The 23293-nt window shown below is 58.5% G+C and carries 20 protein-coding genes; 5 read left to right on the top strand and 15 right to left on the bottom strand.

The genetic code is table 11. The features are described from left to right. Nucleotides 1–172: 172 nt before the first annotated feature. The 6 genes from AC54XV_RS07050 to hmpA form a co-directional block, all read right to left on the bottom strand. Nucleotides 173–802 (bottom strand): LysE family translocator, encoded by a 630-nt coding sequence (locus tag AC54XV_RS07050; RefSeq protein WP_024659500.1) that lies wholly within the window; start codon nucleotides 800–802, stop codon nucleotides 173–175. 245 nt (nucleotides 803–1047) lie between these two features. Beyond that, nucleotides 1048–1533: a hypothetical protein gene (locus AC54XV_RS07045; RefSeq protein ID WP_004406435.1), complete on the bottom strand. Its 486-nt coding sequence runs from the start codon at nucleotides 1531–1533 to the stop codon at nucleotides 1048–1050. Nucleotides 1534–1884: 351 nt separating this feature from the next. Beyond that, nucleotides 1885–2274, bottom strand: a complete 390-nt coding sequence (locus AC54XV_RS07040) for a tautomerase family protein (protein ID WP_003409144.1) — start codon at nucleotides 2272–2274, stop codon at nucleotides 1885–1887. A gap of 11 nt (nucleotides 2275–2285) precedes the next feature. After that, nucleotides 2286–3371 (bottom strand): NAD(P)H-dependent flavin oxidoreductase, encoded by a 1086-nt coding sequence (locus tag AC54XV_RS07035; RefSeq protein ID WP_058399010.1) that lies wholly within the window; start codon nucleotides 3369–3371, stop codon nucleotides 2286–2288. A 4-nt stretch (nucleotides 3372–3375) separates the two neighbouring features. Further along, a complete protein-coding gene (locus AC54XV_RS07030) occupies nucleotides 3376–4560 on the bottom strand; it encodes a YbfB/YjiJ family MFS transporter (RefSeq protein WP_496718214.1) in 1185 nt (394 codons plus the stop codon). Nucleotides 4561–4791: 231 nt separating this feature from the next. After that, nucleotides 4792–5979: an NO-inducible flavohemoprotein gene (hmpA, locus tag AC54XV_RS07025; protein WP_024660545.1), complete on the bottom strand. Its 1188-nt coding sequence runs from the start codon at nucleotides 5977–5979 to the stop codon at nucleotides 4792–4794. A 129-nt stretch (nucleotides 5980–6108) separates the two neighbouring features. On the opposite strand from hmpA, the gene norR reads away from it, so the two are divergent. Continuing rightward, nucleotides 6109–7698, top strand: coding sequence for a nitric oxide reductase transcriptional regulator NorR (gene norR, locus AC54XV_RS07020; protein ID WP_024660544.1), 1590 nt, complete (start codon nucleotides 6109–6111; stop codon nucleotides 7696–7698). Between the two features lie 105 nt (nucleotides 7699–7803). Here the strand turns inward: norR and guaA are convergent, their stop codons facing one another. The 3 genes from guaA to AC54XV_RS07005 form a co-directional block, all read right to left on the bottom strand. Then, nucleotides 7804–9381: a glutamine-hydrolyzing GMP synthase gene (gene guaA, locus AC54XV_RS07015; RefSeq protein ID WP_003433442.1), complete on the bottom strand. Its 1578-nt coding sequence runs from the start codon at nucleotides 9379–9381 to the stop codon at nucleotides 7804–7806. Between the two features lie 123 nt (nucleotides 9382–9504). After that, nucleotides 9505–10974, bottom strand: coding sequence for an IMP dehydrogenase (guaB, locus tag AC54XV_RS07010; RefSeq protein ID WP_003314194.1), 1470 nt, complete (start codon nucleotides 10972–10974; stop codon nucleotides 9505–9507). Nucleotides 10975–11068: 94 nt separating this feature from the next. Continuing rightward, nucleotides 11069–11617, bottom strand: a complete 549-nt coding sequence (locus AC54XV_RS07005) for a hypothetical protein (RefSeq protein ID WP_011266917.1) — start codon at nucleotides 11615–11617, stop codon at nucleotides 11069–11071. Nucleotides 11618–11748: 131 nt separating this feature from the next. Here AC54XV_RS07005 and xseA point away from each other — a divergent pair, with 131 nt between their 5' ends. The 4 genes from xseA (at nucleotide 11749) to AC54XV_RS06985 (ending at nucleotide 17230) form a co-directional block, all read left to right on the top strand. Then, complete coding sequence (gene xseA / locus AC54XV_RS07000; protein ID WP_024652114.1) at nucleotides 11749–13128, top strand: exodeoxyribonuclease VII large subunit; 1380 nt, start codon at nucleotides 11749–11751, stop codon at nucleotides 13126–13128. 7 nt (nucleotides 13129–13135) lie between these two features. Next, entirely contained in the window at nucleotides 13136–13960 is an 825-nt protein-coding gene (locus AC54XV_RS06995) for a M23 family metallopeptidase (protein ID WP_096135868.1), read from the top strand. Nucleotides 13961–14332: 372 nt separating this feature from the next. Next, complete coding sequence (leuA, locus tag AC54XV_RS06990; protein ID WP_496718210.1) at nucleotides 14333–16003, top strand: 2-isopropylmalate synthase; 1671 nt, start codon at nucleotides 14333–14335, stop codon at nucleotides 16001–16003. A gap of 357 nt (nucleotides 16004–16360) precedes the next feature. After that, nucleotides 16361–17230, top strand: a complete 870-nt coding sequence (locus tag AC54XV_RS06985; protein ID WP_004406462.1) for an isocitrate lyase/PEP mutase family protein — start codon at nucleotides 16361–16363, stop codon at nucleotides 17228–17230. Between the two features lie 111 nt (nucleotides 17231–17341). On the opposite strand, the gene AC54XV_RS06980 is transcribed toward AC54XV_RS06985, so the two are convergent. The 6 genes from AC54XV_RS06980 to AC54XV_RS06955 all read right to left on the bottom strand — a co-directional run bounded on the left by AC54XV_RS06980 (nucleotide 17342) and on the right by AC54XV_RS06955 (nucleotide 23283). Beyond that, nucleotides 17342–17788: a FlxA-like family protein gene (locus tag AC54XV_RS06980; protein ID WP_004406464.1), complete on the bottom strand. Its 447-nt coding sequence runs from the start codon at nucleotides 17786–17788 to the stop codon at nucleotides 17342–17344. 59 nt (nucleotides 17789–17847) lie between these two features. Beyond that, nucleotides 17848–18639 carry an amidohydrolase gene (locus tag AC54XV_RS06975; protein WP_496718207.1) on the bottom strand — a complete coding sequence of 264 codons (792 nt, stop codon included), beginning with the start codon at nucleotides 18637–18639 and terminating at the stop codon, nucleotides 17848–17850. Continuing rightward, nucleotides 18627–19775 (bottom strand): pyridoxal phosphate-dependent aminotransferase, encoded by a 1149-nt coding sequence (locus tag AC54XV_RS06970; protein WP_011266912.1) that lies wholly within the window; start codon nucleotides 19773–19775, stop codon nucleotides 18627–18629. Before AC54XV_RS06970 ends, AC54XV_RS06975 begins: the two co-directional genes overlap by 13 nt. A 109-nt stretch (nucleotides 19776–19884) precedes the next feature. Continuing rightward, nucleotides 19885–21357: a ribosome biogenesis GTPase Der gene (der, locus tag AC54XV_RS06965; RefSeq protein WP_011266911.1), complete on the bottom strand. Its 1473-nt coding sequence runs from the start codon at nucleotides 21355–21357 to the stop codon at nucleotides 19885–19887. A gap of 137 nt (nucleotides 21358–21494) precedes the next feature. Further along, the gene (gene bamB / locus AC54XV_RS06960) at nucleotides 21495–22649 is read right to left on the bottom strand and encodes an outer membrane protein assembly factor BamB (RefSeq protein ID WP_024642815.1); all 1155 of its coding nucleotides are present in this window, start codon (nucleotides 22647–22649) and stop codon (nucleotides 21495–21497) included. Then, nucleotides 22642–23283, bottom strand: a complete 642-nt coding sequence (locus AC54XV_RS06955) for a YfgM family protein (RefSeq protein ID WP_002552488.1) — start codon at nucleotides 23281–23283, stop codon at nucleotides 22642–22644. The genes bamB and AC54XV_RS06955 overlap by 8 nt, the downstream gene beginning before the upstream one ends. Between the last annotated feature and the right edge of the window lie 10 nt (nucleotides 23284–23293).

The raw sequence follows: 23293 nt of genomic DNA, 5'->3' as shown, positions 1-23293 counted from the left end.
ATGGAGTCGCCGCGGTTTGGGGTTAGTGGGCAAGTGGCTTCAGGTCATAACGTGTGCGGAGGGCCAGCGTGTACATGCGCAACTGGTGGTGATGTGGCGTTTGGGACGTGACATGGCCTGCCGCTTACTCGCCGAGTACGCATGACTCGGCTGCGAGTTTTCATTCACCGCCTCAAAGCGGGCGGTCAAGAAACAACAAGCGTGCCGCCAACGCTGCCATTATCCCGGCAAAGCCATAAATCCCTAAACATCTGGCGATCTTGCCGCCGCCCAGTTTCCCTCTTAGCTGCCCGGCAAATATTCCGAGTGCGGTATGGAAAAGTAGCGCGATCAGCGCAAGCAGCGCTCCGAGAAACATCAACTGGAGGCTGACATTGCCACCAGTTACGCTGACAAACTGAGGCAGGAATACCATAAAGAACAAAAGCGCCTTGGGATTCAACAGGCTATTCAGTGTGCCTCTGGCGAATATTTTCCGGAAGGAAGCCAATTGGGGCTGCCCGCTGGCAGTCGCGGCTGGCGCTTTTAAAGCTTGCCAGGCGATCCATATCAGATAACACGCCCCTGCCAAGCGTAGTACTTCAAATGCAGGTGCCCAACTCATGACCACAGCGCCAATACCTGCACTGACCAGAGCGGTCATCAGCACGTCGGCGAAGGAGATACCGAGAGCGGCAGCGAAGCCAGCACGCCAACCGTGGGCCAACGCATGACTGGTCACAAAAGCCATGTTCGGACCCGGAACGATTAAAAGTAACGTGGCGGCGACAATGAACAGGTAGAGATTGGCTGCATCCGGCATGACTGTCACTCCGTAGGTACAAGCGTCGACGATAAGCGGATTATTGATGGGGAGATAGTTACAGTCGGGGCTGATCTGATAGCAACAATTGATGCTCAGGGGGACTTGTGTGGTAAGAGAGAGGTAACTGCCGAGCGCAGCCCTTAGTACCAATAGCCGATGTTCCGCCTCAGTTGTACTGATTGCAACGCAGGTTACTTTTTCAGGAGACCCTTCACAGCGCTATGCGAAGGGTCTGTGCGTGATCAGTCTCGCACGAGCTTCAGCAGTCCGCCGTCATACCAGGAAAGAGCTAACGACCCGTCCTGTGCCAGGAAAAATGCCGGAGTTTCTTTGTCAAAAGGACCCCAGCTCCCAGATTTGCATTCAACGCTATAGCGCACAGCTTTTTCGATGCCAAGCTTATGGAGTTGCGGCTCCAGTTCAGCTCCACTCATCGCCGGAAGCTTATGAAAAACAGGCCCCTTGCACACATCTTCCGTGGAGTCTGTGGACGCTTTCCATGCAAGCTGGTCGTGACTGAAACTGAGACGTCGCCCCATAAAGCTCGGATCATCATCCCCCAGTGCCTGCACGCCCGAGTCTGATACCGCTACACCTGCAACATGCCAACTGCCGTAAAGCGCGCTTTCTCCAGGCTGATCGTGCTTTGGAGCATCCATATTCGCTGCGCATCCTGTCAGCGACAACATGATCAGGAAAGATGAACTGAGAGAAAATCGGGATTTCATGAATGGGGTCCTTGGTTTTTAGGGATGCGGATATCGAATATTTTTTGCTAGGCTACCCCGGCGTTGGGGCTGGGGCTGGGGTGCCTTTGAGCGGGTTGTCCGTAACGATTTTCCTCGAACTTCAGATCAGTATCAAATGAGGTGTTTTGCGGTCGGTAAGGAGCTGAGACGCCCGTCACGAAGGCAGCCTCTTGCGTGAAAGTGCTCATTGGGACGTATCACCAGCGGGTAACGTAGCGCTGATTCCTTTGCGTTCTCGGGCCGTTTGATAGATCACATAAGCTCCAACCCTGATTGATTTCTGCCCAGCATCTAGCGTGAAGTTCGAGGTGGTGATTGGCGGAAGTGCCGTTATAGCTCACCTGTTAGAAATTGAGCGCGCCCCAGACCGAAACTCCAGTCTTCGTCACTGTTGATCACTATCGAAACCATGACGTCCTCTGCTGCGATGCCACAGTTGCGCTCCAATCCTTCTGCTATCAGGGCATAAAACCGCTTTTTCATCTCTGCTGGACGCGGCCTGCTAATGGCGGTGATGACAACGACTTTGTCGGACCGCGTAAATCCAAGACCCGTATCCTGAATGATCAGTCGATTTCTTTTGTGTTCATTCAACACCTGGTAGCGGTCACGTTCAGGAACCTGGAATGCGTTCACCATCGCGTCGTGGATCGCATCCAGCAACGTCTCGATTTCCTGATCCGAACGGCCCTCTATTACATCAATTTTCAGCAATGGCATTGATTGTCTCTCTACAGGAAGGTTGTGGATGTAGACGCTGAACGCATCTCTTCCACCAGGGTTTTGATCAATTCTGCTGCAGGGAGTGCGCGTGCGAGTGGCGCCCCTTGCCCGGCCCATTGAGCGGCAAAATCATGACAGCCTTTTAGAACAGCGGCGGCGTGCAGTGCTTTGGCCACATCATAAGCCAAGGGATATTCGGCTGGGACAGGGATCTGTTGTTCGGTGTTTTCCAGGTACAAACGATTCGCCAAGCCACGGGCAGGACGGCCGGATACATAGCTGGTTACGCGAGTTTCATGGGCTCTTGCGGAGACAAGCACTGCGCGATGCTCGGGCGTAGCTGAGGACTCGGGACACAGGATAAAGGCGGTTCCCATTTGTACACCTATGGCCCCCAATGCCAATGCCGCGTTAATGCCTACGCCGTCCATGATCCCACCGGCTGCGATCACCGGTAAGCCTACGTGTGTAGTCAACATCCGGGTCAAGGGGAACAACCCAAGCTCGTGGTCCTGGTTGGGCGTATCGTCGAATACACCACGGTGCCCTCCTGCCTCATAGCCTTGCGCGACAATGGCGTCCACGCCTGTCTTCTGAAGCATTTGTGCTTCCTTGAGCGTGGTGGCACAACCCAGCGTAACAATGCCCGCCTCTCTTAGCTCAGCTACCCAGGCCGCGTCGGGTGTGCCGAAGTGGAAGCTGACTACGGCGGGCCGCTCGGCTAATAGCACTTCAAGCATCACCCGGTCACTCAGAAAACTTTTATAAATTTCGCGTATTTCTTGAGGAGGCGCTGCATTGAATTCGGAGAACCATTTTGCGGTATAGGCCAGCCAGGCATCGTTCTGCGTATGGCTAAAACGGGCAGGTCTATGGCAGAACATGTTCACGTTGAACGGTTGGTCAGTCAGTTCGCGCGTCTGTTTTATAAGGGCTCGTGCCTGATCCGGGGTGCTGGCGCCAAGGCCGATCGATCCCAGGGCTCCTGCGTTACTAACCTCGGCAGCAAGTACTGGAGTTGAAACGCCAACCATCGGCGCCTGAATAATGGGTAGCCGAACCCCTATGCTGGACCAGAAATTCGTGGTGTTCATGTCACTACCTGTCTGTCTGGAGTGGTGAAGGAAGTCGAACGGTCAGCAGTGTCGAGAGCAGCAGGCCAACGCCTGCGGCGATCAGCGAGGTGTTAAACGAGCCGCTGTATGCGAACAGGTAGCTCGCTAATAACGGCCCAATGATTTGGCCTGTGCCATAGGCAGCAGTCATGACAGCGATAAGGTTGTGCTTAATAGTGTGTGAAACGCGTTTTGCGGCGGGCATGGCTATGGTTACGGTGCCCATGAATGTTCCGCCAACAATTAACGCGCTGCCCACGTATCCCACCTCGGTAGGTGATATAACTGGCAGAATGACGCCGAACGCTTGAAGCAGAAGGTTTGCACGGAGCGCAACGTGAGTGCCAAATCTCAGGTGAAGTGTGTGCCAGAGGTAGCAGGAGGGCGCGGCTCCAAGACCGAAAATAGCCCAGATGTGAACGGGGTTCATATCTCCAAAGGCGCTTTTCACCAGCATCGGAAGGTACGTCGCCGTAATAATGTAGCCAAAACCCGCCAACCCGTAGGCCGCAATTAAAGGCCATGCGCCTAACGCAATATGACGCCCAGGAGCATCACTGGCTGATGGGGCTATTAAATGGGTGGAGCGCTTATCCAGTTTCTTTATGGCAATGCCGCTTAGTACGGCGCTGCTCGCGCCCAGCGTAAGCCACAGACTAAAACTGTTAAGTCCGACGCCTTGAGCAATGGCCAGAATTTCTGCTGACAAGAAGATTCCTATGCCCACTCCTGAAAAGAGTATAGGGGCTCCCTCATGATGCCCCTTGTGCTGCAACAACCACTGCGATGCGGCGATCATGGACAGCGCACTGAAGAGCCCTGCCACGCCTCGAACGCTAATAATTAGCCAAGGCAGTGCGGTATAGGCCAGCGCAATCAGGCACCCCACGCTGGCGAGGATAGAGACCACTATCCACCTGCGTGAATGACCGCTTGATAAGCGCGCAGCCAGTAAAGCGCCTAACAAGTATCCGGCATAATTGGCTGACGCAGCCAAAGTGCCATCATGCAGGTTCACTATGCCCTCGTGAACCATCACAGGATAGACGCCGGTATAAGCAAAACGTCCAAAGCCCATGCCAATGGCCATTACCATGGCCGCAGCGACCGCAGACCATAGCAAGTTCTGGTTTTGATTATTTCGTGCCGGTAACGCTTGGTTATGCATCACTCTGGTCTCATTTATTGTCTTTGAGCCGAATCTGCCAAAGCAAATACGAACTCTTTAGCCACTGCCCTAGGCTCTGTACGAAAAGTCGGCGAGCGAAGGTCAGGCGAGGCAAAAACAGGCGAGGAAGCGGAGTCTACGTGTTGTAAATGAGCATTCCGAGCCTGTTTTTAACGAAGCATCACCGAGCGCAGCCACTTTTCGTACAGAGCCTAGAGTTGCCTTGCAACCTCACGCCAAGGCTTGCGCGGGACCGAAAAACTCATACCGGGCCTGTTTCTCTGGTACTCCCAGATCCTTTAAGGCCCGTTTCATGAATGCCATGAATGGTTTGGGTCCCAGGAAATAAACGTCGACATCGCGGTCAGCCGGCAGCCATTGTTCAAGGTGAGTGATTAAGGGAAAGCCAATGGCGTCTGGCGTGTAGACCTCATGATCGGCCCGCTCCGCATAGACGACACGAGCCTTGAACAGCGGGTAGCGTTGTTGCCAGCTTCGCAGGAGGTCTGAGAACGCATGCACCTGACCATTACGTGCATAGTGAATGAAGGTTACTGGTCGCTCCCCGGACTCCAGCGCTTGCTCGGCCATTGCCAACGTTGGCGTGATCCCGACGCCGCCGCTGATAAGTATCAGTGGCTTGATATGGTCGTTAAGCGTGAAATCCCCGGAAGGAGGAAACACATCGAGCGAGCTTCCCGCCTCCACATGATCGTGCAGATAGGTAGACGCGAGTCCCCCCAGCTCGCGCTTGACGCTGATTCGATATCGAACACCGTCAGCCTGCTCACTCAAAGAGTAGTTACGCCGCACTTCCTTACCATCGATCATGAGCCGTAGGCCGATGTACTGTCCGGCTTTATGCCGGATAACGGGCTGATGATCAGTGGGCGCAAGATAAAATGACGTAATTTCAGCGCTTTCGGCCACCTTTCTAAGGACTGTGAATTGACGGCCACCCCGCCAGCCGCCCGGTGCTGCAGCAATGGCGTCGTAGACACTCTGCTCACCGGCGATGAGGATATCTGCGAGCTGTTGATAGGCTGCGGCCCACGCTGCGATGACTTCATCTGTCGCGATTTCTGCGCCCAGCACCTCGCGGATAGCCTGCAAAAGGCAGGAGCCGACAATAGGGTAATGCTCGGGAAGGATCTGCAGCGCCACATGCTTGTTGATTATCTGGCTCGCCAGCCCGCCCAGGTTTTCGAGCCTGTCGATATTCCTGGCATACATCAGCACGCCGTTGGCAAGCGCGCGGGGCTGCGACCCGTTAGCTTGATGCGCCTCATTGAACAACGGACGCACTTCAGGGTGCGTGTCGAGCATGAGTTGATAAAAATAAGTGATCAGCGCTTCCCCTCCAGTTTCAAGCAGAGGCACAGTTGCTTTGATGATGTCGCGCTGGGTTGAGGTCAGCATGGTGGGCTCCAGAGGGTAGGAATCTATACCCTTGGTTAGAGCAACCGCCGTGCCAGGCATAAAAGCCTTGTAAAACAGCAAGCCGAAGGCGTATAGAGTCTTTATGACTGTGTTATTAAGACCTGATCCGTGAAAAAAGATGTCATTTCGACTCATCAACTGAATGCGTTGCATGCCCTTCTTCCGCTCTTGGGTGATTTAGCAGTAGAGCTGCCTGCAGAGCATCGTTACTACCGTGTTCTGAACGCATTGCGAGAGCTGGTCCCCTCGGATGCTGTGGCATTACTGCGCTTGGAGCAGGGCGAACTCATACCGGTTGCCGCGCATGGCTTGGCCAGTGACGCAATGGCCCGACGCTACCGCGTGGCAAGCAATCCGCGACTGGAGGCGATCATTGAAGCGCAGGGAGCCGTTCTGTTTCCACCGAACTGTGATCTTCCAGACCCCTATGACGGACTGATCGGTTCAAGCGCCTTGCCCGTACACGACTGCATGGGCTGCTCGTTGCGGATCAATGACAAAACCTGGGGGGTTCTGACACTGGACGCCCTGACCGTGGGGCAGTTCTCTGAGCAGGATCTTCAAACCGTCGAGACCTTTGCCATGTTCGCTGCGGCGACCGTCGTAGCGGCATCCCGATTTGATGATCTATTGCGCACCGTTGCCGGAGAACGGAAACGAGCAGAAGCGTACCGGCTCTCTGCACGCAGGCCCAAGCCTGAAATGATTGGGAACAGCGAAAGTTTCAGGCAACTCCTCTCTGAAATCGATCTGGTCGCTTCAAGCGACCTCACGGTTTTGATTACCGGCGAAACCGGAGTAGGTAAGGAACTGGTTGCCCAGCGGCTGCACGATCTCTCGACGCGAGCGGACAAACCGTTCATAACGGTCAATTGCGCCGCCCTTCCTGAGCACCTGATTGAAAGCGAGCTTTTCGGACACGTCAAAGGCGCCTTTTCGGGAGCCATCGAAAATCGGCTGGGCAAATTTGAAGTGGCCAGCACTGGCACACTATTTCTGGATGAGCTCGGCGAGCTGCCGTTGGCCGCGCAAGCCACCCTGCTTCGCGTACTTCAGGGTGGCCAGCTTCAGCGGGTCGGTTCAGACAAGCTCCATGTCGTCGATATTCGTTTGATTGCCGCCACCAACCGAGACCTGATTGAGGAAGTGCGTGCGGGTCGCTTTCGAGCAGACTTGTATCACCGACTAAGCGTCTACCCATTACGCGTCCCCTCTTTGAAAGAACGTCGGGACGACATCATGTTGCTCGCCGGAGCATTCGCGGAAGAAAACCGCTGGAGGATCGGCGTACCTTCGTTGCGATTTTCCGACTCTGCCCGCCAAGCATTAGTCGGCTACTCGTGGCCAGGGAATATCCGGGAACTGGAACACCTGATGGCGAGGGCCGCGCTGAAGGCAAAAAAAAGAGCGGCGTCTTTGCAAAGGCAGAGTGTTTTGTCGCTGGAATTGCAGGACCTTGACCTACTGGAATCGCCCTCCGAGAGGGTTGCGGAAAAATCAGGCTCTATCCTTGCACAGCAGATCCCGTCTCACGATTTCAAATCATCTGTCGACGGATACAAGAAAGCGATATTGGAAGAGGCTCTCAGGCTTTCAGAAGGCAATGTTTCTGCTGCAGCTAGAGGTCTTAATCTGGATCGCGCGAACCTGACTCGGCTCGCAGGTAGGCTGGGGGTGAGCATCTTGCGTGAAAAGTAATCACATCATTCTCAAAAAGAGATCGGCCAGAACCAAAAAGCCCGCAATTACGCGGGCTCCAGGGCATTTCTTACTAGATCGTCCCGGACAATGCCGGACGTCCAATCATTCCCACTCAATAGTAGCCGGCGGCTTGCTCGACACGTCGTAAGTCACCCGCGAGATCCCTTCGATCTCGTTGATGATCCGGCCGCTCACCGTCTCCAGCAGTTCATAAGGCAGGTGTGCCCAACGAGCGGTCATGAAGTCGATGGTTTCCACCGCACGCAGCGCAACGACCCAGGCGTAGCGGCGGCCGTCGCCGACGACGCCGACTGATTTGACTGGCTGGAACACTACGAATGCCTGGCTGACCTTGTGGTACCAGTCGGCCTTGCGCAGTTCTTCGATGAAGATGTGGTCGGCACGACGCAGGAGGTCGGCGTATTCCTTCTTCACTTCGCCGAGGATGCGCACGCCCAGGCCTGGGCCTGGGAATGGGTGGCGGTAGACCATGTCGTAGGGCAGGCCGAGTTCGAGGCCCAGGCGGCGGACTTCGTCCTTGAACAGCTCGCGCAGTGGCTCGACCAGCTTGAGGTTCATTTCTTCCGGCAGGCCGCCCACGTTGTGGTGCGACTTGATGACGTGGGCCTTGCCGCTTTTCGCGCCAGCCGACTCGATGACGTCCGGGTAGATGGTGCCTTGCGCCAGGTACTTGATGTTGTCCAGCTTGCAGGACTCGGCATCGAACACGTCGATGAAGGTGCGGCCGATGATCTTGCGCTTTTTCTCTGGATCGCTCTCGCCTGCCAGGTTGTTCAGGAACTGCTCTTCGGCGTTGGCGCGGATCACCTTGACGCCCATGTTCTCGGCGAACATGGCCATCACCTGTTCGCCTTCGTGCAGGCGCAGCAAGCCGTTGTCGACGAATACGCAGGTCAGTTGATCGCCGATGGCCTTGTGCAGCAACGCGGCAACGACAGAAGAGTCAACGCCGCCGGACAGGCCCAGCAACACGTTGTCAGTACCCACCTGAGCGCGAACCTGAGCGATAGCGTCTTCAGCAATCTTCGAAGGGGTCCACAGTGCTTCACAGCCGCAGATGTCGAGGATGAAGCGCGACAGGATGCGACCGCCCTGCTTGGTGTGGGTCACTTCCGGGTGGAACTGCACGCCGTAGTAACCGCGAGCGTCGTCAGCCATACCGGCAATCGGGCAGCTCGGGGTGCTGGCCAGAATGTGGAAGTCTTCCGGCAGTTTGGTGACCTTGTCACCGTGACTCATCCATACGTCGAGGCCAAACAGGCCGTCGGCGTCGATATGGTCTTCGATACCATCGAGCAGACGGCTTTTGCCGACTACGTCAACGCGGGCGTAGCCGAACTCGCGCAGCTCGGAACCGGCAACCTTGCCGCCCAACTGCTCGGCCATGGTCTGCATGCCGTAGCAGATACCGAAAACCGGCACACCCAGGTCAAATACCGCTTGCGGGCAGCGCGGGCTGTCGGCTTCGTGTACAGACTCTGGGCCGCCGGCGAGGATCACGCCTTTTGGAGCGAATTCGCGAATCGCTTCGTCGTCCATGTCAAACGGATGCAGCTCGCAATACACGCCGATTTCGCGCACGCGGCGGGCGATCAGCTGGGTGTACTGGGAACCGAAGTCGAGGATCAGGATACGGTGGGCGTGAATGTCGAGGGCCATGGAAACTCTCTGAGCAGCTGCAAGCTATACGCTGCAAGCGGCAAGTTGTCGGAATCAATGCGGTAGTTACATGTGCGTAACTACCGCTTGTAGCTGATTGCTTGGGGCTTGAAGCTGGAGGCTTTAGCCGACGCGATAGTTCGGCGCTTCCTTGGTGATCTGCACGTCATGGACGTGGGACTCAGCCATACCGGCGCCGGTGATGCGAACGAACTCGGGCTTGGTGCGCATCTGCTCGATGTCGGCACTGCCGGTGTAACCCATGGAGGAACGCAGGCCGCCCATCAACTGATGGATGATGGCCGACAACGGACCTTTATAGGCCACACGGCCTTCGATACCTTCCGGCACCAGCTTCTCGGCACCGGCGGACGAATCCTGGAAGTAGCGATCGGAAGAGCCTTGCGCCTGGGACATCGCACCCAGCGAGCCCATGCCGCGATAGGCCTTGTAGGAACGGCCCTGGAACAGTTCGATCTCGCCTGGTGCCTCTTCAGTACCGGCGAACATCGAGCCCATCATCACGCAGGAGGCGCCAGCCACGATGGCCTTGGACAGGTCACCGGAGAAGCGGATACCGCCGTCGGCGATCATCGGCACGCCAGTGCCTTCAAGGGCAGCGGAGACGTTGGCGATGGCGCTGATCTGCGGCACGCCGACACCGGCAACGATACGCGTGGTGCAGATGGAGCCCGGACCGATACCGACCTTGACTGCATCGGCGCCTGCGGCAACCAGTGCCCTGGCCGCTTCGCCAGTGGCGATGTTGCCGCCGATGACCTGCACCTGAGGGAAGTTTTCCTTGACCCAGCGAACGCGGTCGATCACGCCCTTGGAGTGACCGTGAGCGGTATCGACGACCACGACGTCAACGCCAGCCGCGACCAGTGCGGTGACGCGCTCGCCGGTGTCCTTGCCGGTACCGACTGCAGCGCCGACACGCAGGCGAGCCTGATCGTCCTTGCTGGCCAGCGGGTAAGCCTTGGCTTTTTCGATGTCCTTGACGGTCATCATGCCCTTGAGCGCGAAATTGGCATCCACGATCAGGACTTTTTCAAGACGGTGCTTGTGCAGCAGTTCGCGCACTTCGTTCTTGTCGGCGCCTTCACGCACGGTGACCAGACGCTCTTTGGGCGTCATCACTTCGCGGACAGGGACATCAAGACGGTTTTCGAAGCGTACGTCGCGGGACGTCACGATGCCGACCAGGTCGCCATTGTGCAGGACCGGTACGCCGGAAATGTTGTGCATGCGGGTGAGTTCGAACAGATCGCGAACAGTGGCGTCGGCTTCGATCGTGATCGGGTCCTTGACGACACCGGCCTCGAACTTCTTGACCTTGCGCACTTCGGCAGCTTGCTGCTCGATGGTCATGTTCTTGTGGATGATACCGATACCGCCTTCCTGGGCCATGGCAATTGCCAGACGGGCCTCGGTGACAGTATCCATTGCAGCAGAGACCAAAGGTATATTCAGCTCGATGCCACGGGTCAAACGGGTTTTCAGACTGACTTCGTTAGGGAGTACCTCGGAATAACCGGGCACAAGGAGAATGTCGTCGAATGTAAGGGCTTCTTGACTGATACGCAGCATCGCGGGGGCTCCCGGGCGGGAAATTGGAAGCGCGCCATTATACCCACAGACCCCGCCCGGCTCAATGTAAACCTCAGCCTATTATCAAAGCTGTTTATAGACGCACATTAACGCAGGAGACCGGGCGATCCAGACGTTCGGCGAAGTCATCCAGAAAGGTCTGCGTGAACGACGCATCCAGCCAGTTGTTGAAGATGAAACCGAGGTTGGAGAACCCGCAGGCGTCGAGAAAAAGAAAGCCGTTGATGTCATCTTCATGGCGGCATTCGGGGCAAGTGAAATTATCGGTGTGGCCGGGCATCCAGTCTTCCAGGCTGTCGAACAGCGCCTCCCCCACTTCGCGACGACACTCCGGGCAACCGGCCTCTTCGGCGAAGTCGTTCAGCGGGGTATAGATGCAGCGCTTGGTGACGATTTCCAGGCCGTTGACGACCTGCCCGAACGGCAACGCATCGGGATTCTTGACCACTCGCTTCGCTCCCGATGCCACCGCGTAGGCCATCTTGTTATAGGTGCGTCCGCAGGTGGTCAGCTCCGGCTCGACCACATCGAGCTTGACCAGCCAGCGCAGAATGAGCCGCGCTCTGGCCTCGTGCCCGGGAAAGGTGGAGATTTGCGGGACGATGATGCTTTGGGTGTTCATAACGGAGCGTCGCTTAAAGCTGTTCGAGGCCGCAGCTTAATGGGCTGGCCATTCAGGTCAAGAAGCAATCCTGCCTTTACCGACGAGACAGACCTGTGCGCCAGACCGGCATTGCCATTATGATGCCCGACATGATCAAAGACCCTTTCGCAAGACTCGGCCTCGACCGGGAAGTCCTTACTGTCAGCCAGCTCAACGGCCGCGCGCGCGTGCTGCTGGAAGACGTATTCAGCAGCATCTGGGTCGAAGGCGAGATCTCCAACCTCTCGCGCCCGGCCTCGGGCCATGTGTACTTCACGTTGAAGGACTCTGGCGCGCAGGTGCGCTGCGCGTTGTTCCGGCAGAGCGCAGCGCGGGTGCGTCAGGCGCTCAAGGACGGCTTGCAGGTCAAGGTGCGCGGCAAGGTTTCGCTGTTTGAGGGCCGCGGCGACTATCAGCTGATTCTCGATACCGTGGAACCTGCCGGTGACGGTGCATTGCGCCTGGCGTTCGATGCGCTGAAAGCCAAGCTCAGCGACGAAGGCCTGTTCAGCGCCGAGCGCAAGGTCGCTCTGCCGCTGCACCCGCAACGTATCGGGATCATCAGCTCACCGACCGGTGCGGTGATCCGCGACATCATCAGCGTGTTCCGCCGTCGCGCGCCGCGGGTCGAGCTGACCTTGATTCCCACCGCCGTTCAGGGCCGCGAGGCGATCAACCAGATTGTCCGCGCACTGAAGCTGGCCGACAGCAGAGGCTTCGATGCGCTGATCCTGGCCCGTGGCGGCGGCTCGCTGGAAGACCTGTGGTGCTTCAACGAAGAAGCCGTCGCCCGTGCCATCGACGCCTGCGTAACGCCGATTGTCAGCGCTGTCGGGCATGAAACCGATGTGTCCATCAGCGACTTTGTCGCCGACGTGCGCGCACCGACGCCCTCCGCTGCCGCCGAACTGCTCGCCCCGGACTCCAGCGACCTGCATCGACGCGTCGACAACCTGCACCGGCGACTGGTCAGCCGCATGCAGGACCGTCTGATGCGCGAGCGGCTGCGTCTCGAGGGTATTTCCCGGCGTCTGCGTCACCCCGGCGAGCGCTTGCGTCAGCAGTCGCAGCGGCTGGATGACCTGGACATGCGCCTGCGCCGCGCCTTTGAACAGAACATGCATCAACGTCAGCTGCGTCTGGCGCATATGCAGAGCCGCCTTGCTGCCCAGCATCCAGGCCGGACCCTGGCCTTTTTGCGCCAGCGTCTGGATACCCTGGCCGAGCGTCTGCCGCGAGCCATTCGCGAACAGATCAAGGCGCGCAAGCTGCAACTGCAAAGCCAGGTGCAGACCCTCAACGTGGTCAGCCCGCTCGCCACACTGGGACGCGGTTACAGCATTCTGCTCGACGAGCGCGGCCACGCGATTCGTAACGCTGCACAGACGCAAACGGGCCAACGACTTACCGCCAGGCTCGGCGAAGGCGAACTGCAAGTACGCGTCGAAGACAATCACCTCACACCTGTGACCCTCTCCCTTCTGGACTGACTGCCTGATGCTACGTTTTATCGCCCCGCTGTTCGCCCTGCTGCTCTGTCTGCCCGCCCACGCCGACAGCTTTATTGCCCGCGCACTCGACAAGCCGGTGCCCGGCGGTGTGGCGGTTATCGATCTGGGCACAGGCGCCCAGGCACCGACCGCCACCTATCAAGGCAAACCGGTGCTGGTGGTCAAGGAACAGGGCACGCGCTGGCTGGCCATCGTCGGCATTCCTTTGACCGTCAAACCCGGCACCCAGCAGGTCACCTCCGGCGGGCGCACGCTCAACTTCACCGTTGGCAGCAAGAAATACCCGGAACAGCACATCACGCTCAAGAACAAACGTCAGGTCAATCCCAACCCTGAAGACAACAAACGCATTGAGGGCGAACTGGCCGAGCAACTGCGCGCCTACCGCAGTTTCAGCCCAGGCACGCCAAGCAACCTGATTCTGGACAAGCCGGTCAATGGCCCGTTGTCGAGCAAGTTCGGCGTGCGTCGCTTCTTCAATGGCGAAGAGCGCAACCCGCATTCGGGCCTCGACTTCGCGGTGCCGGCCGGCACGCCGATCAAATCCCCGGCAGCGGGCAAGGTCATCCTGACCGGCAATTACTTCTTCAATGGCAACACGGTATTCGTCGACCACGGGCAAGGCTTCATCAGCATGTTTTGCCACATGTCGAAGATCGACGTGAAGGTCGGCGACCTCGTCCCGCGTGGCGGAGTGGTCGGCAAAGTCGGCGCCACAGGTCGCGCAACCGGGCCGCACATGCACTGGAACGTCAGCCTCAACGATGCGCGCGTGGACCCGGCGATCTTCATCGGCGCGTTTCAGCCGTAAGCCTGTTGGTGAGCGAGTGTTACCCCGCTCGCTCACCTGCCCCCTCATTGCGCACATCGCTTTCGTCCAACAACAACCTGTACATAAAGCGTAATATCCCGCTATAAAAAATCGCCAAAAGCGCCTTTTCGAGAATTTATTCCAATCTTTTTCAAATGCTTGCCATCATCCATGCCAATGGTTACGGTTGGCCTCATGAAAACCTCTCAAACCCTTATTCTGTTGCGCCAACATCGGTGCCTCAGCCTGGTCAGCGCCCGACTGCCTGGCTAGCATGCTGTGCCTCGTCCCTGTGTTCGCAACTCCCTGTGCTATCTATCCAGAACGGCAGGCCGCCCAACCCCGGCCCCGTGAATACAAAAGGATTTCCTGATGACCATGCTCAAAGACCCCTCGAAGAAGTACCGTGCGTTCCCGACCATCGATCTGCCTGACCGCACCTGGCCTTCGAAGACCATCGACGCAGTGCCGATCTGGTGCAGTTCCGACCTGCGCGATGGCAACCAGTCGCTGATCGAGCCAATGGACGCGGCCAAGAAGCTGCGCTTCTGGAAAGCCCTGGTCAGCGTCGGCGTCAAGGAAATCGAGGCATCCTTTCCATCGGCTTCGCAGACTGACTTCGACTTCGTGCGCACCCTGATCGAAGACGGCCATATCCCGGATGACACCACCATCCAGGTACTGACCCAGGCTCGCGAAGACCTGATCGCCCGCACCTTCGAATCACTGCGCGGCGCCAAGAAAGCCATCGTTCATCTGTATAACGCGACCTGCCCATCGTTCCGCCGCATTGTCTTCAATCAGGACAAGGCCGGGGTGAAGGAGATCGCGGTCAACGCCGCCAAGCTGTTCGTCAAATACGCAGCACAACAGCCGGAAACCCAGTGGACCTTCCAGTACTCGCCGGAGACCTTCAGTGCGACCGAACTGGAATTCGCCAAGGAAGTCTGTGATGCGGTGATCGAGGTGTGGAACCCGACGCCCGAGAACAAGGTGATCCTCAACCTCCCGGCCACCGTGGAAGTGGCGACACCCAACATTTACGCCGACCAGATCGAATGGTTTGGCCGCAACATTACCCGCCGCGACAGCGTGCTGATCAGCCTGCATACCCACAACGACCGCGGCACGGGCGTTGCGGCTACCGAGCTGGGCCTGATGGCCGGCGCGGATCGCGTCGAGGGCTGCCTGTTCGGTAACGGCGAGCGGACCGGTAACGTCGATCTGGTCACCGTGGCGCTGAACCTCTATACCCAGGGCATCAATCCCGGGCTGGACTTCTCGGACATCGACGGCGTGCGCAAGGTCGTCGAAGAGTGCAACCAGATCCCGGTGCACCCACGTCATCCGTACGTTGGCGACCTGGTTCACACCGCGTTCTCCGGCTCGCACCAGGATGCGATCCGCAAGGGTTTCACCCAGCAGAAGGAAGGCGAGTTGTGGGAAGTGCCTTACCTGCCGATCGACCCGGCCGACATCGGTCGCAGCTACGAGGCGGTGATTCGCGTCAACAGCCAGTCAGGCAAAGGTGGCATCGCTTACCTGCTGGAACAGGAATATGGCATTTCCCTGCCACGCCGCATGCAGATCGAGTTCAGCCAGGTGGTTCAGGGTGAAACCGATCGCCTGGGCCTGGAGATGACGGCCGAGCAGATTCACTCGCTGTTGCGTCGTGAATACCTGCAAGCCAACGTTCCTTATGCGCTGATCAGCCATAAGTTGCAGGAAGAGAACGGCAACAGCTCGGTAGATGCCGAGGTGCACGTCGACGGCGAAACCCAGCACTGGCGTGGCAAGGGCAAGGGCGCCCTGGAAGCACTGGTCGCCGGTCTGCCAGTGGCCGTGGAAATCATGGACTACAACGAGCATGCGATCGGTTCGGGTACGACCGCCAAGGCGGCCGCCTACATTGAGCTGCGCGTGAATGGCGAACGCGCCGTGCATGGTGTGGGCATCGATGAAAACATCACCACGGCGAGCTTCCGCGCCCTGTTCAGCGCCCTGAATCGTTCACTCAGCCAGACTCAGGCCAAAGCTGCCTGATTTGACAGCCGGATGGCGGACGCAGGTCCGCCATCCGCAGCGCCCGCTTCCCTCCCCCGCCTCACGCTGCACCCACCTCTTGCATTCCACGCATGACCCTGCCTGTTTCGGCATAATCTTTTTCATTTATGCTGTGGTAGCATGCTGCCCTTACTCCAGAGTGCGCCCAATCCAACAGCAATTCATATGCTGACGATGCCTGCTCGGACTTACCTGCCAGCTGCACCTTTCCTATAAAACCAAGACGACTATTGCATTGATTTCCGGACGAAAAGAATGCTCGGGCAGACCCACCGTGCATTGAAATTACCATCGGCCTCGGTACGCTGAGCTGATCCAATCACATTTGGAGCGATTATGCCCAAGGCTTCCCATCAAGATTTGCGCCGCAGCTTCCGTGCGCTCACCTCGTCGAACGCTTGCTTTCACACAGCCTCGGTGTTCGACCCCATGTCAGCGCGAATCGCAGCGGATCTGGGCTTTGAAGTAGGCATCCTCGGCGGCTCCGTGGCGTCGTTGCAAGTCCTGGCAGCCCCTGACTTCGCCCTGATCACCCTGAGCGAATTCGTTGAACAGGCCACGCGCATCGGCCGTGTCGCACAGCTCCCGGTCATCGCGGACGCAGACCATGGTTATGGCAATGCCCTTAACGTCATGCGCACCGTTGTCGAACTGGAACGTGCCGGTATTTCTGCACTGACGATTGAAGATACCCTGCTGCCGGCGCAGTTCGGACGCAAATCCACGGACCTGATTTCCACTGCAGAAGGTGTTGGCAAGATCCGCGCAGCACTGGAAGCACGTGTCGATCCGGAGATGTCGATTTTCGCTCGCACCAACGCGGCGATCATTCCGGTTCAGGAAGCCATCAGCCGGGTCCAGCAATACCAGGCTGCCGGAGCTGACGGCATTACCATCGTCGGCATTCGTGACTTCGATCACCTGGCGCAGATATCCGAAGGTGTGACCGTGCCGCTGATGCTGGTGACGTACGGCAACCCGGAACTGCACGACAACGCGCGCCTTGCCGAGATGGGTGTGAGGGTCTGCGTACATGGCCACGCAGCGTACTTCGCCGCGATCAAGGCCACCTACGATTGCCTGCGCGAACAGCGCCAGATCCTGGGCAACGAATCGAACATGAGCGCAACCGAACTGACCCACACCTATACGCAGCCTGAAGACTACGTAGAGTGGGCCCGCAAGTTCATGAACGTGAACGAGTGACAGGCAACGCCGGACGCTGCGCCGCCTGATCGGAGGCAGACGCAGCTGAATGCCCACGCAACACTGTGAGTGGGCATGATGAGCGTCACTTCGGACGCTCATCAGGAGGGATCACGCAGTGGTGTTCACGCCACCTTCAGTCTCCAATTGCAACAACGAGGCCTGCAAGGTCTGCAGGTTGGCACTGGTGCTCGCTATCTGACCCTGAATCGCCATGGATTTCTGGGCCTTTTCTTCCGCCGTGCCTTTGCTGCTTTGTGCGGCAGCCAACTGCGCTTTCTGCTCGGCGAGTTGTTTCTGAGCGTCCTTGATCTGCTGCTTTATTTGCTCGATGGTCTGATTGAGAGACGACTCGCTGGAGCCACCCACGCTGCCGCCGCCACCCGCCGCACCGGCCTTGCCACCTTCGGTGGATGCCTGATCAGAGCTTTTCTCTGTTTCGGTAGTCGTGGTGGCGGCAGCAGCAGTGGCCTTGGCTGTTTCAGCCTCGGTAGGTTTAATCGCTAACGTCAACGAGCTCGAGTAACTGTTCAGCGTGGATGTATTGATGGTAGTCATGGCGGTCTCCAGGAATTCTGGAGAAGCTATCGGCCGACCAGAAACATTCTGAAGTACCTTTATTCAATATTAAATGAATCAGCATCCAGCCCGGCTGGAAACCGTGTGCGATAGGCATGCAAGTCTGCCGCGCTGAGCGTCGCCTTGAACACTCCGTCCGCTTCGCCCACGCTCAACAGGCTCTCGCCCTGGAAATCCAGAACCTGACTGTCACCAGTGTAAGCGAAGCCCTTGCCGTCCGACCCGACCCGGTTGACTGCCGCCACATAGCACAGGTTTTCAATGGCTCTGGCAGGCAGCAAGCGATTCCAGTGCAGACGCCGCGCACCCGGCCAGTTGGCGGTGTACAGCAACAGGTCGGTGTCCTGAGCGTCACGGCTCCAGACCGGAAAGCGCAGGTCATAGCAGATCAGCGGCCGTACACGCCAGCCGTTGAGTTCAAACATGACCTGGCGATCGCCCGGCGTGTAATTCTCGTGCTCTCCGGCCATGCGAAACAGGTGGCGCTTGTCGTAATGCAGCAGCGCACCATCCGGTCGCGCCCACAGCAAGCGGTTGCGATGACTGCCATCGGCAGCGCGGATCATGACGCTGCCGGTCACTACGGCGTCGATACGCCTGGCCTGCGCCAGTAGCCATGCCGATGTAGGCCCGGCTTCCGGTTCTGACAGCGCCTCGGACTCCATCGAGAACCCGGTGGTGAACATTTCCGGCAGGATCACCAGGTCCGCGCCGCGCGCCTGATCCAGCAATGGCTCGAAATGCTCGAGATTGGCCTCGCGATCATGCCACGCCAGCGTGGTCTGGATCAGCGCGAGGTTGAGGTTCGGCAGCCCGCTTAGATCGCGCATAGTTTCTCCGCCGCCTGACGCAACGTCTCTTCCTGTTTGGCAAAGCACAGGCGGATCAGGCGCTGCCCTGCTGGCGGGCTCTGGTAGAACACAGAAATCGGAATGCTCGCCACACCGTGTTCACGGGTCATCCACAAGGCCATGTCGACATCGTTGAGGTCGGGCCTGATCTGCGAGTAATCGACCAACTGGAAATAAGTCCCGCCCACTGGCCGGAAGCTGAAACGCGACTCGGCCAGATGACCACAGAAAAAGTCGCGCTTGGCCTGATAAAAGCCTGGCAGTTCATCGACATGCTCCGGGTGTTCGGCCATGAAGTCGGCCAACGCGTACTGCAACGGCGTGACACCGCAGAAGCTCACATACTGATGCACCTTGCGCAACTCGGCGCTCAATGCTGGCGGCGCGACCACATAGCCGGTTTTCCAGCCAGTGACGTGATACGTCTTGCCGAACGAGCTGACGACGAAGGCGCGCTGATACAACGCTTCGTGATCAAGCACACTGACATGGCGTGCGCCGTCGAACACCAGATGCTCATAGACTTCGTCGCTGAGCAGGTAGATGTCGCGATCGGCAATCAACGCAGCCAGCCGATCGAGCTCTGCACGGCTGATCAACGCGCCGCTGGGGTTGTGCGGGCTGTTGATGACGATCATGCGGGTGCGCGGGCTCAGCGCATCGCTGAGCTTTTGCCAGTCGATGGAGAAGTCATCCAGCCCCAGTTGCACATGCACGCAGCGCCCACCGGCCAGTTCGACGGCAGGCTCGTAGCTGTCATAGCAAGGGTCGAAAATGATCACTTCGTCGCCAGCGCGAATAACGCTGTGGATCGCGCAGAAAATCGCCTGCGTGGCACCCGGCGTGATGGTGATTTCGCTGTCCGGATTGACCGTACGCCCATAGCTGCGGGCGATCTTTGCCGCGACTTGCTGACGAAGCGCAGGCAGGCCGGTCATCGGTGAGTATTGGTTATGGCCTTGAGTGACGTGTCGGCAGACTGCATCACGCAGCGCCTGCGGCCCGTCAAAATCGGGAAACCCCTGGGACAGGTTGATAGCCCCGGTTTCGGCGGCCAGCTGTGACATGACGGTGAAGATAGTGGTGCCCACGTTGGGCAACTTGCTGTCGATCATGGAACCCTTTCCCTGCAATCTCCCGGCACCGGGCGGCACGGGTCAAGCAGGATAGCCCATTAAACGGCCACAAAAAAAGGCGCCGAAGCGCCTTTTTCCCGATGCTGACTCAGCGCTTGTCGCGGCGCTTCTTGTCGGCCTTCTTGTGGTGCGACATCATCCGACGCTTCTTGTTGACCTGACGGTCAGTGAGCGTGTTCTTGTTGCCTTCATAAGGGTTCTCGCCACCCTTGAACTCGATACGGATTGGCGTACCGACCAGCTTGAGCACACGCCGATACGTGTTTTCCAGATAACGGACGTAGGACTTGGGTACCTTCTCGACCTGGTTACCGTGGATTACGATCAGCGGCGGGTTGGCACCCCCCAGGTGAGCGTAGCGCAGCTTGATGCGGCGGCTGCCGACCATCGGTGGCGCATGCTCGCTGACTGCATCTTCGAGAATCTGGGTCAGGCGGCTGGTTGGCCAGCGCGTTACCGCGGACTTGAACGAGTTCTGTACCGACTGATACAGGTTGCCCACGCCCGTGCCATGCATGGCCGAGATAAAGTGGATGTCGGCGAAGTCGACGAAGAACAGCCGGCGCTCCAGCTCGATCTTCACGAAATCGCGTTCGCCCGGCGTCATGCCGTCCCACTTGTTCAGCGCGATGACCAGCGCACGACCCGCTTCAAGGGCGAAGCCCAGCAGGTTCAGGTCGTGGTCGACCACACCTTCGCGGGCGTCCATCACAAAGATCACCACGTTGGCGTCCTTGATGGCCTGCAGCGTCTTGACCACCGAGAACTTTTCGACTTCCTCGTGGATCTTGCCGCGCTTGCGCACACCGGCGGTGTCGATCAGCGTGTACTTCTCTTCGTTACGCTCGAAGGGAATGTAGATACTGTCGCGCGTGGTGCCTGGCTCGTCATAGACGATAACCCGGTCTTCACCCAGCATGCGGTTGACCAGCGTCGACTTGCCGACGTTGGGACGACCGATGATGGCGATCTTGATGCCGTCTTTCTCGCTCGGGCCGGGGATGCGCTTGGCTTCCTGACCTTCGGCGACTTCTTCGACCTCAACGCCCTCTTCAGGCTCGTCCTCGTCCCTGGGGAATTCCCGCAGGGCGATTTCAAGCATCTGCGAGATGCCACGACCGTGGGCACCGGCCACCGGAATGGCGTCGCCCAGACCCATCGGGCTGAACTCGGCACGCGCCAGGTTCTCGTCGATGTTGTCGATCTTGTTGGCAACCACGTAGGAACGCTTGTTGCGCTTGCGCAGGTGCTCACCAATCATCTGATCAGCAGCGGTGTAGCCCGCACGGGCGTCCACCAGAAACAGCACCACATCGGCTTCTTCAATGGCCAGCAGCGACTGCTCGGCCATCTTTTCGTCCATGCCATGCTCGTCACCGGAGATACCGCCGGTGTCGATCAGAATATAGGAGCGCCCTTGCCACTTCGCCTCTCCGTATTGGCGATCACGGGTAAGACCGGACAGATCGCCGACAATGGCGTCGCGAGTCCTGGTCAGGCGGTTGAACATGGTGGACTTGCCGACGTTCGGTCGACCCACCAGGGCGATTACGGGAACCATGCGGCTCTCCACTTCGTTATTTCAGAAAATACAAAAGCCGCTGCAGGGCAGCGGCCGGAGTTCGGGGCGATGCCACAAAGGCACCGCAGCCTTGCCGAAGCAAGGGCACCCGGGGCCATTGGCCCGGGCATGGACACTTATTGCTTGATGGTCAGGGCTTCCAGTTTGCCGCTGTTGCCATACACGTAAATCATGTCCCCAACCACCAGCGGACGCGCACGCAGGCCGTCGCTGTCGATACGTTCGCGACCGACAAAACGACCATCCACCTGGCTCAACAGGTGCAGGTAGCCTTCCATGTCACCGACCGCTACGTAGCTGGAATACACTTCCGGCGCGCCGAGCTGGCGGCGAGCCAGTGATTCGTTGCTCCACAGTGCAGAGGACGAACGCTCGTCGATACCTTCGACAGTACCGGAGGCCAGAGTGGCATAGACGCTGCCAAAGCCCTGGGCGACACCCGAGTAGCTCGAAGCATCACGCTGCCAGAGCACACGACCGCTTTCCAGATCGAGACCGGCGACGCGCCCCTGATAGGTAGCGACGTACAGCGTACCGCCGGACAGCAACAGGCCGCCGTCGATATCGACGACACGATCCAGTTCCGAGCGGCCTTGCGGGATGGCAACACGCTGTTCCCAGATCGGCACGCCGTTGGTGATATCCAGAGCGACGACCTTGCCGGTCGACAGACCCGCTACGGCAAGACGGTTGGTTGCCAGCGGAGCACCCGTGCCGCGCAGGGTCAGCACCGCCGGCGTACTTTCGTAGATCCAGAGCTGCGAACCGGTAGAAGCGTCGAAACCGACGATGCGGTCATCCTGAGTCTGGACAACGACCACAGAACCGTTGGTGGCCGGCGGAGCCAGCACTTCACTGGTCACGTGGGCGCGCCACTTTTCCTCACCGGACGTGGCGTCCATGGCAATCACTTCACCCTTGAGGGTGCCGATCATTACCAGGCCATAGCCCACGCCGACTGCACCGGAGACGGGCAGATCGAGATCCTTCTTCCAGATCACGTCGCCAGTCAGACGATCCAGCGACACGACTTCGCCCGTGACGTCCGCCGCATAGATGCGGTCGCCGTCAATGGCTGGCACGAGCATGTTGTAAGTCTTGCCCTGGCCGTCGCCAACGGAACGGCTCCACTGCTTGTGCAGAACCACTTCTTCTTTGAAGTCGGTCAGCTCGGCCGGAGGCAATTCCTTTTTGCTGTTGCTGCTGCAACCCGCGGCCAGAATGGCCAGAGCCAGCAATGCTGCATGTTTCCAACGAATCACGTCACGCATCCCCTTTCGCCAGATCGTCGAGCTTCATTTGCAGGCCACCCACTGCTGCGTCTTCGGACAGAGCAGATTTGGCCTTTTGGTATGCAGCATACGCCTCGTCGGTACGACCCAGCTGTACCAGCAGGTCACCCTTCAGTTCTTCACGACTGGCGAGGAAAGCCTTGTCGGCATCGCCGTCGAGCAGCTTCAGCGCGTCATCGGTCTTGTTCTGCGCAGCCAGCACGCGTGCCAGACGCTGACGGGCGATCTCGCCCAGCGTGTCGTTGGCAGGCTTGTCGGCCACGGTTTTCAGCTCGGCTGCAGCATCATCCAGCTTGCCGGCATCGACCGCCACCTTGGCGACGAACAGGCTACCGAACTGTGCGTAGGTAGTGCCACCGAATTCGCTTTTCAGTTTGCCGGAGATCTCGGCGACACGTGCGGTGTCTGCCTGGCCACTGGGCGTCAGTGCGGTTTCCAGCAATTGCTGATAAAGCATCGAGGCGCCTTGCGACTGGCTGGCCTGATACCTGTGCCAGAACTGCCAACCCAGAACCACGACCAGCGCAAGCAGACCGCCGGTCAACAGAGGTTTGCCGTTGCGCTGCCACCAGTCCTTCATTACCGCCAGCTCTTCATCTTCGGTACCCGACACCCCAATACTC

This window comes from Pseudomonas fragariae (ex Marin et al. 2024), assembly GCF_059621105.1.
Note: the sequence above shows the minus strand (reverse complement) of the source record. Positions and strands in the feature narration are given on the sequence as shown.

Coding starts and splice junctions, on each gene's coding strand:
- AC54XV_RS07050 (WP_024659500.1), bottom strand. CDS start 802: ATGCCGGATGCAGCCAATCTCTACCTGTTCATTGTCGCCGCCACGTTA.
- AC54XV_RS07045 (WP_004406435.1), bottom strand. CDS start 1,533: ATGAAATCCCGATTTTCTCTCAGTTCATCTTTCCTGATCATGTTGTCG.
- AC54XV_RS07040 (WP_003409144.1), bottom strand. CDS start 2,274: ATGCCATTGCTGAAAATTGATGTAATAGAGGGCCGTTCGGATCAGGAA.
- AC54XV_RS07035 (WP_058399010.1), bottom strand. CDS start 3,371: ATGAACACCACGAATTTCTGGTCCAGCATAGGGGTTCGGCTACCCATT.
- AC54XV_RS07030 (WP_496718214.1), bottom strand. CDS start 4,560: ATGCATAACCAAGCGTTACCGGCACGAAATAATCAAAACCAGAACTTG.
- hmpA (WP_024660545.1), bottom strand. CDS start 5,979: ATGCTGACCTCAACCCAGCGCGACATCATCAAAGCAACTGTGCCTCTG.
- guaA (WP_003433442.1), bottom strand. CDS start 9,381: ATGGCCCTCGACATTCACGCCCACCGTATCCTGATCCTCGACTTCGGT.
- guaB (WP_003314194.1), bottom strand. CDS start 10,974: ATGCTGCGTATCAGTCAAGAAGCCCTTACATTCGACGACATTCTCCTT.
- AC54XV_RS07005 (WP_011266917.1), bottom strand. CDS start 11,617: ATGAACACCCAAAGCATCATCGTCCCGCAAATCTCCACCTTTCCCGGG.
- xseA (WP_024652114.1), top strand. CDS start 11,749: ATGATCAAAGACCCTTTCGCAAGACTCGGCCTCGACCGGGAAGTCCTT.
- AC54XV_RS06995 (WP_096135868.1), top strand. CDS start 13,136: ATGCTACGTTTTATCGCCCCGCTGTTCGCCCTGCTGCTCTGTCTGCCC.
- leuA (WP_496718210.1), top strand. CDS start 14,333: ATGACCATGCTCAAAGACCCCTCGAAGAAGTACCGTGCGTTCCCGACC.
- AC54XV_RS06985 (WP_004406462.1), top strand. CDS start 16,361: ATGCCCAAGGCTTCCCATCAAGATTTGCGCCGCAGCTTCCGTGCGCTC.
- AC54XV_RS06980 (WP_004406464.1), bottom strand. CDS start 17,788: ATGACTACCATCAATACATCCACGCTGAACAGTTACTCGAGCTCGTTG.
- AC54XV_RS06975 (WP_496718207.1), bottom strand. CDS start 18,639: ATGCGCGATCTAAGCGGGCTGCCGAACCTCAACCTCGCGCTGATCCAG.
- AC54XV_RS06970 (WP_011266912.1), bottom strand. CDS start 19,775: ATGATCGACAGCAAGTTGCCCAACGTGGGCACCACTATCTTCACCGTC.
- der (WP_011266911.1), bottom strand. CDS start 21,357: ATGGTTCCCGTAATCGCCCTGGTGGGTCGACCGAACGTCGGCAAGTCC.
- bamB (WP_024642815.1), bottom strand. CDS start 22,649: ATGCGTGACGTGATTCGTTGGAAACATGCAGCATTGCTGGCTCTGGCC.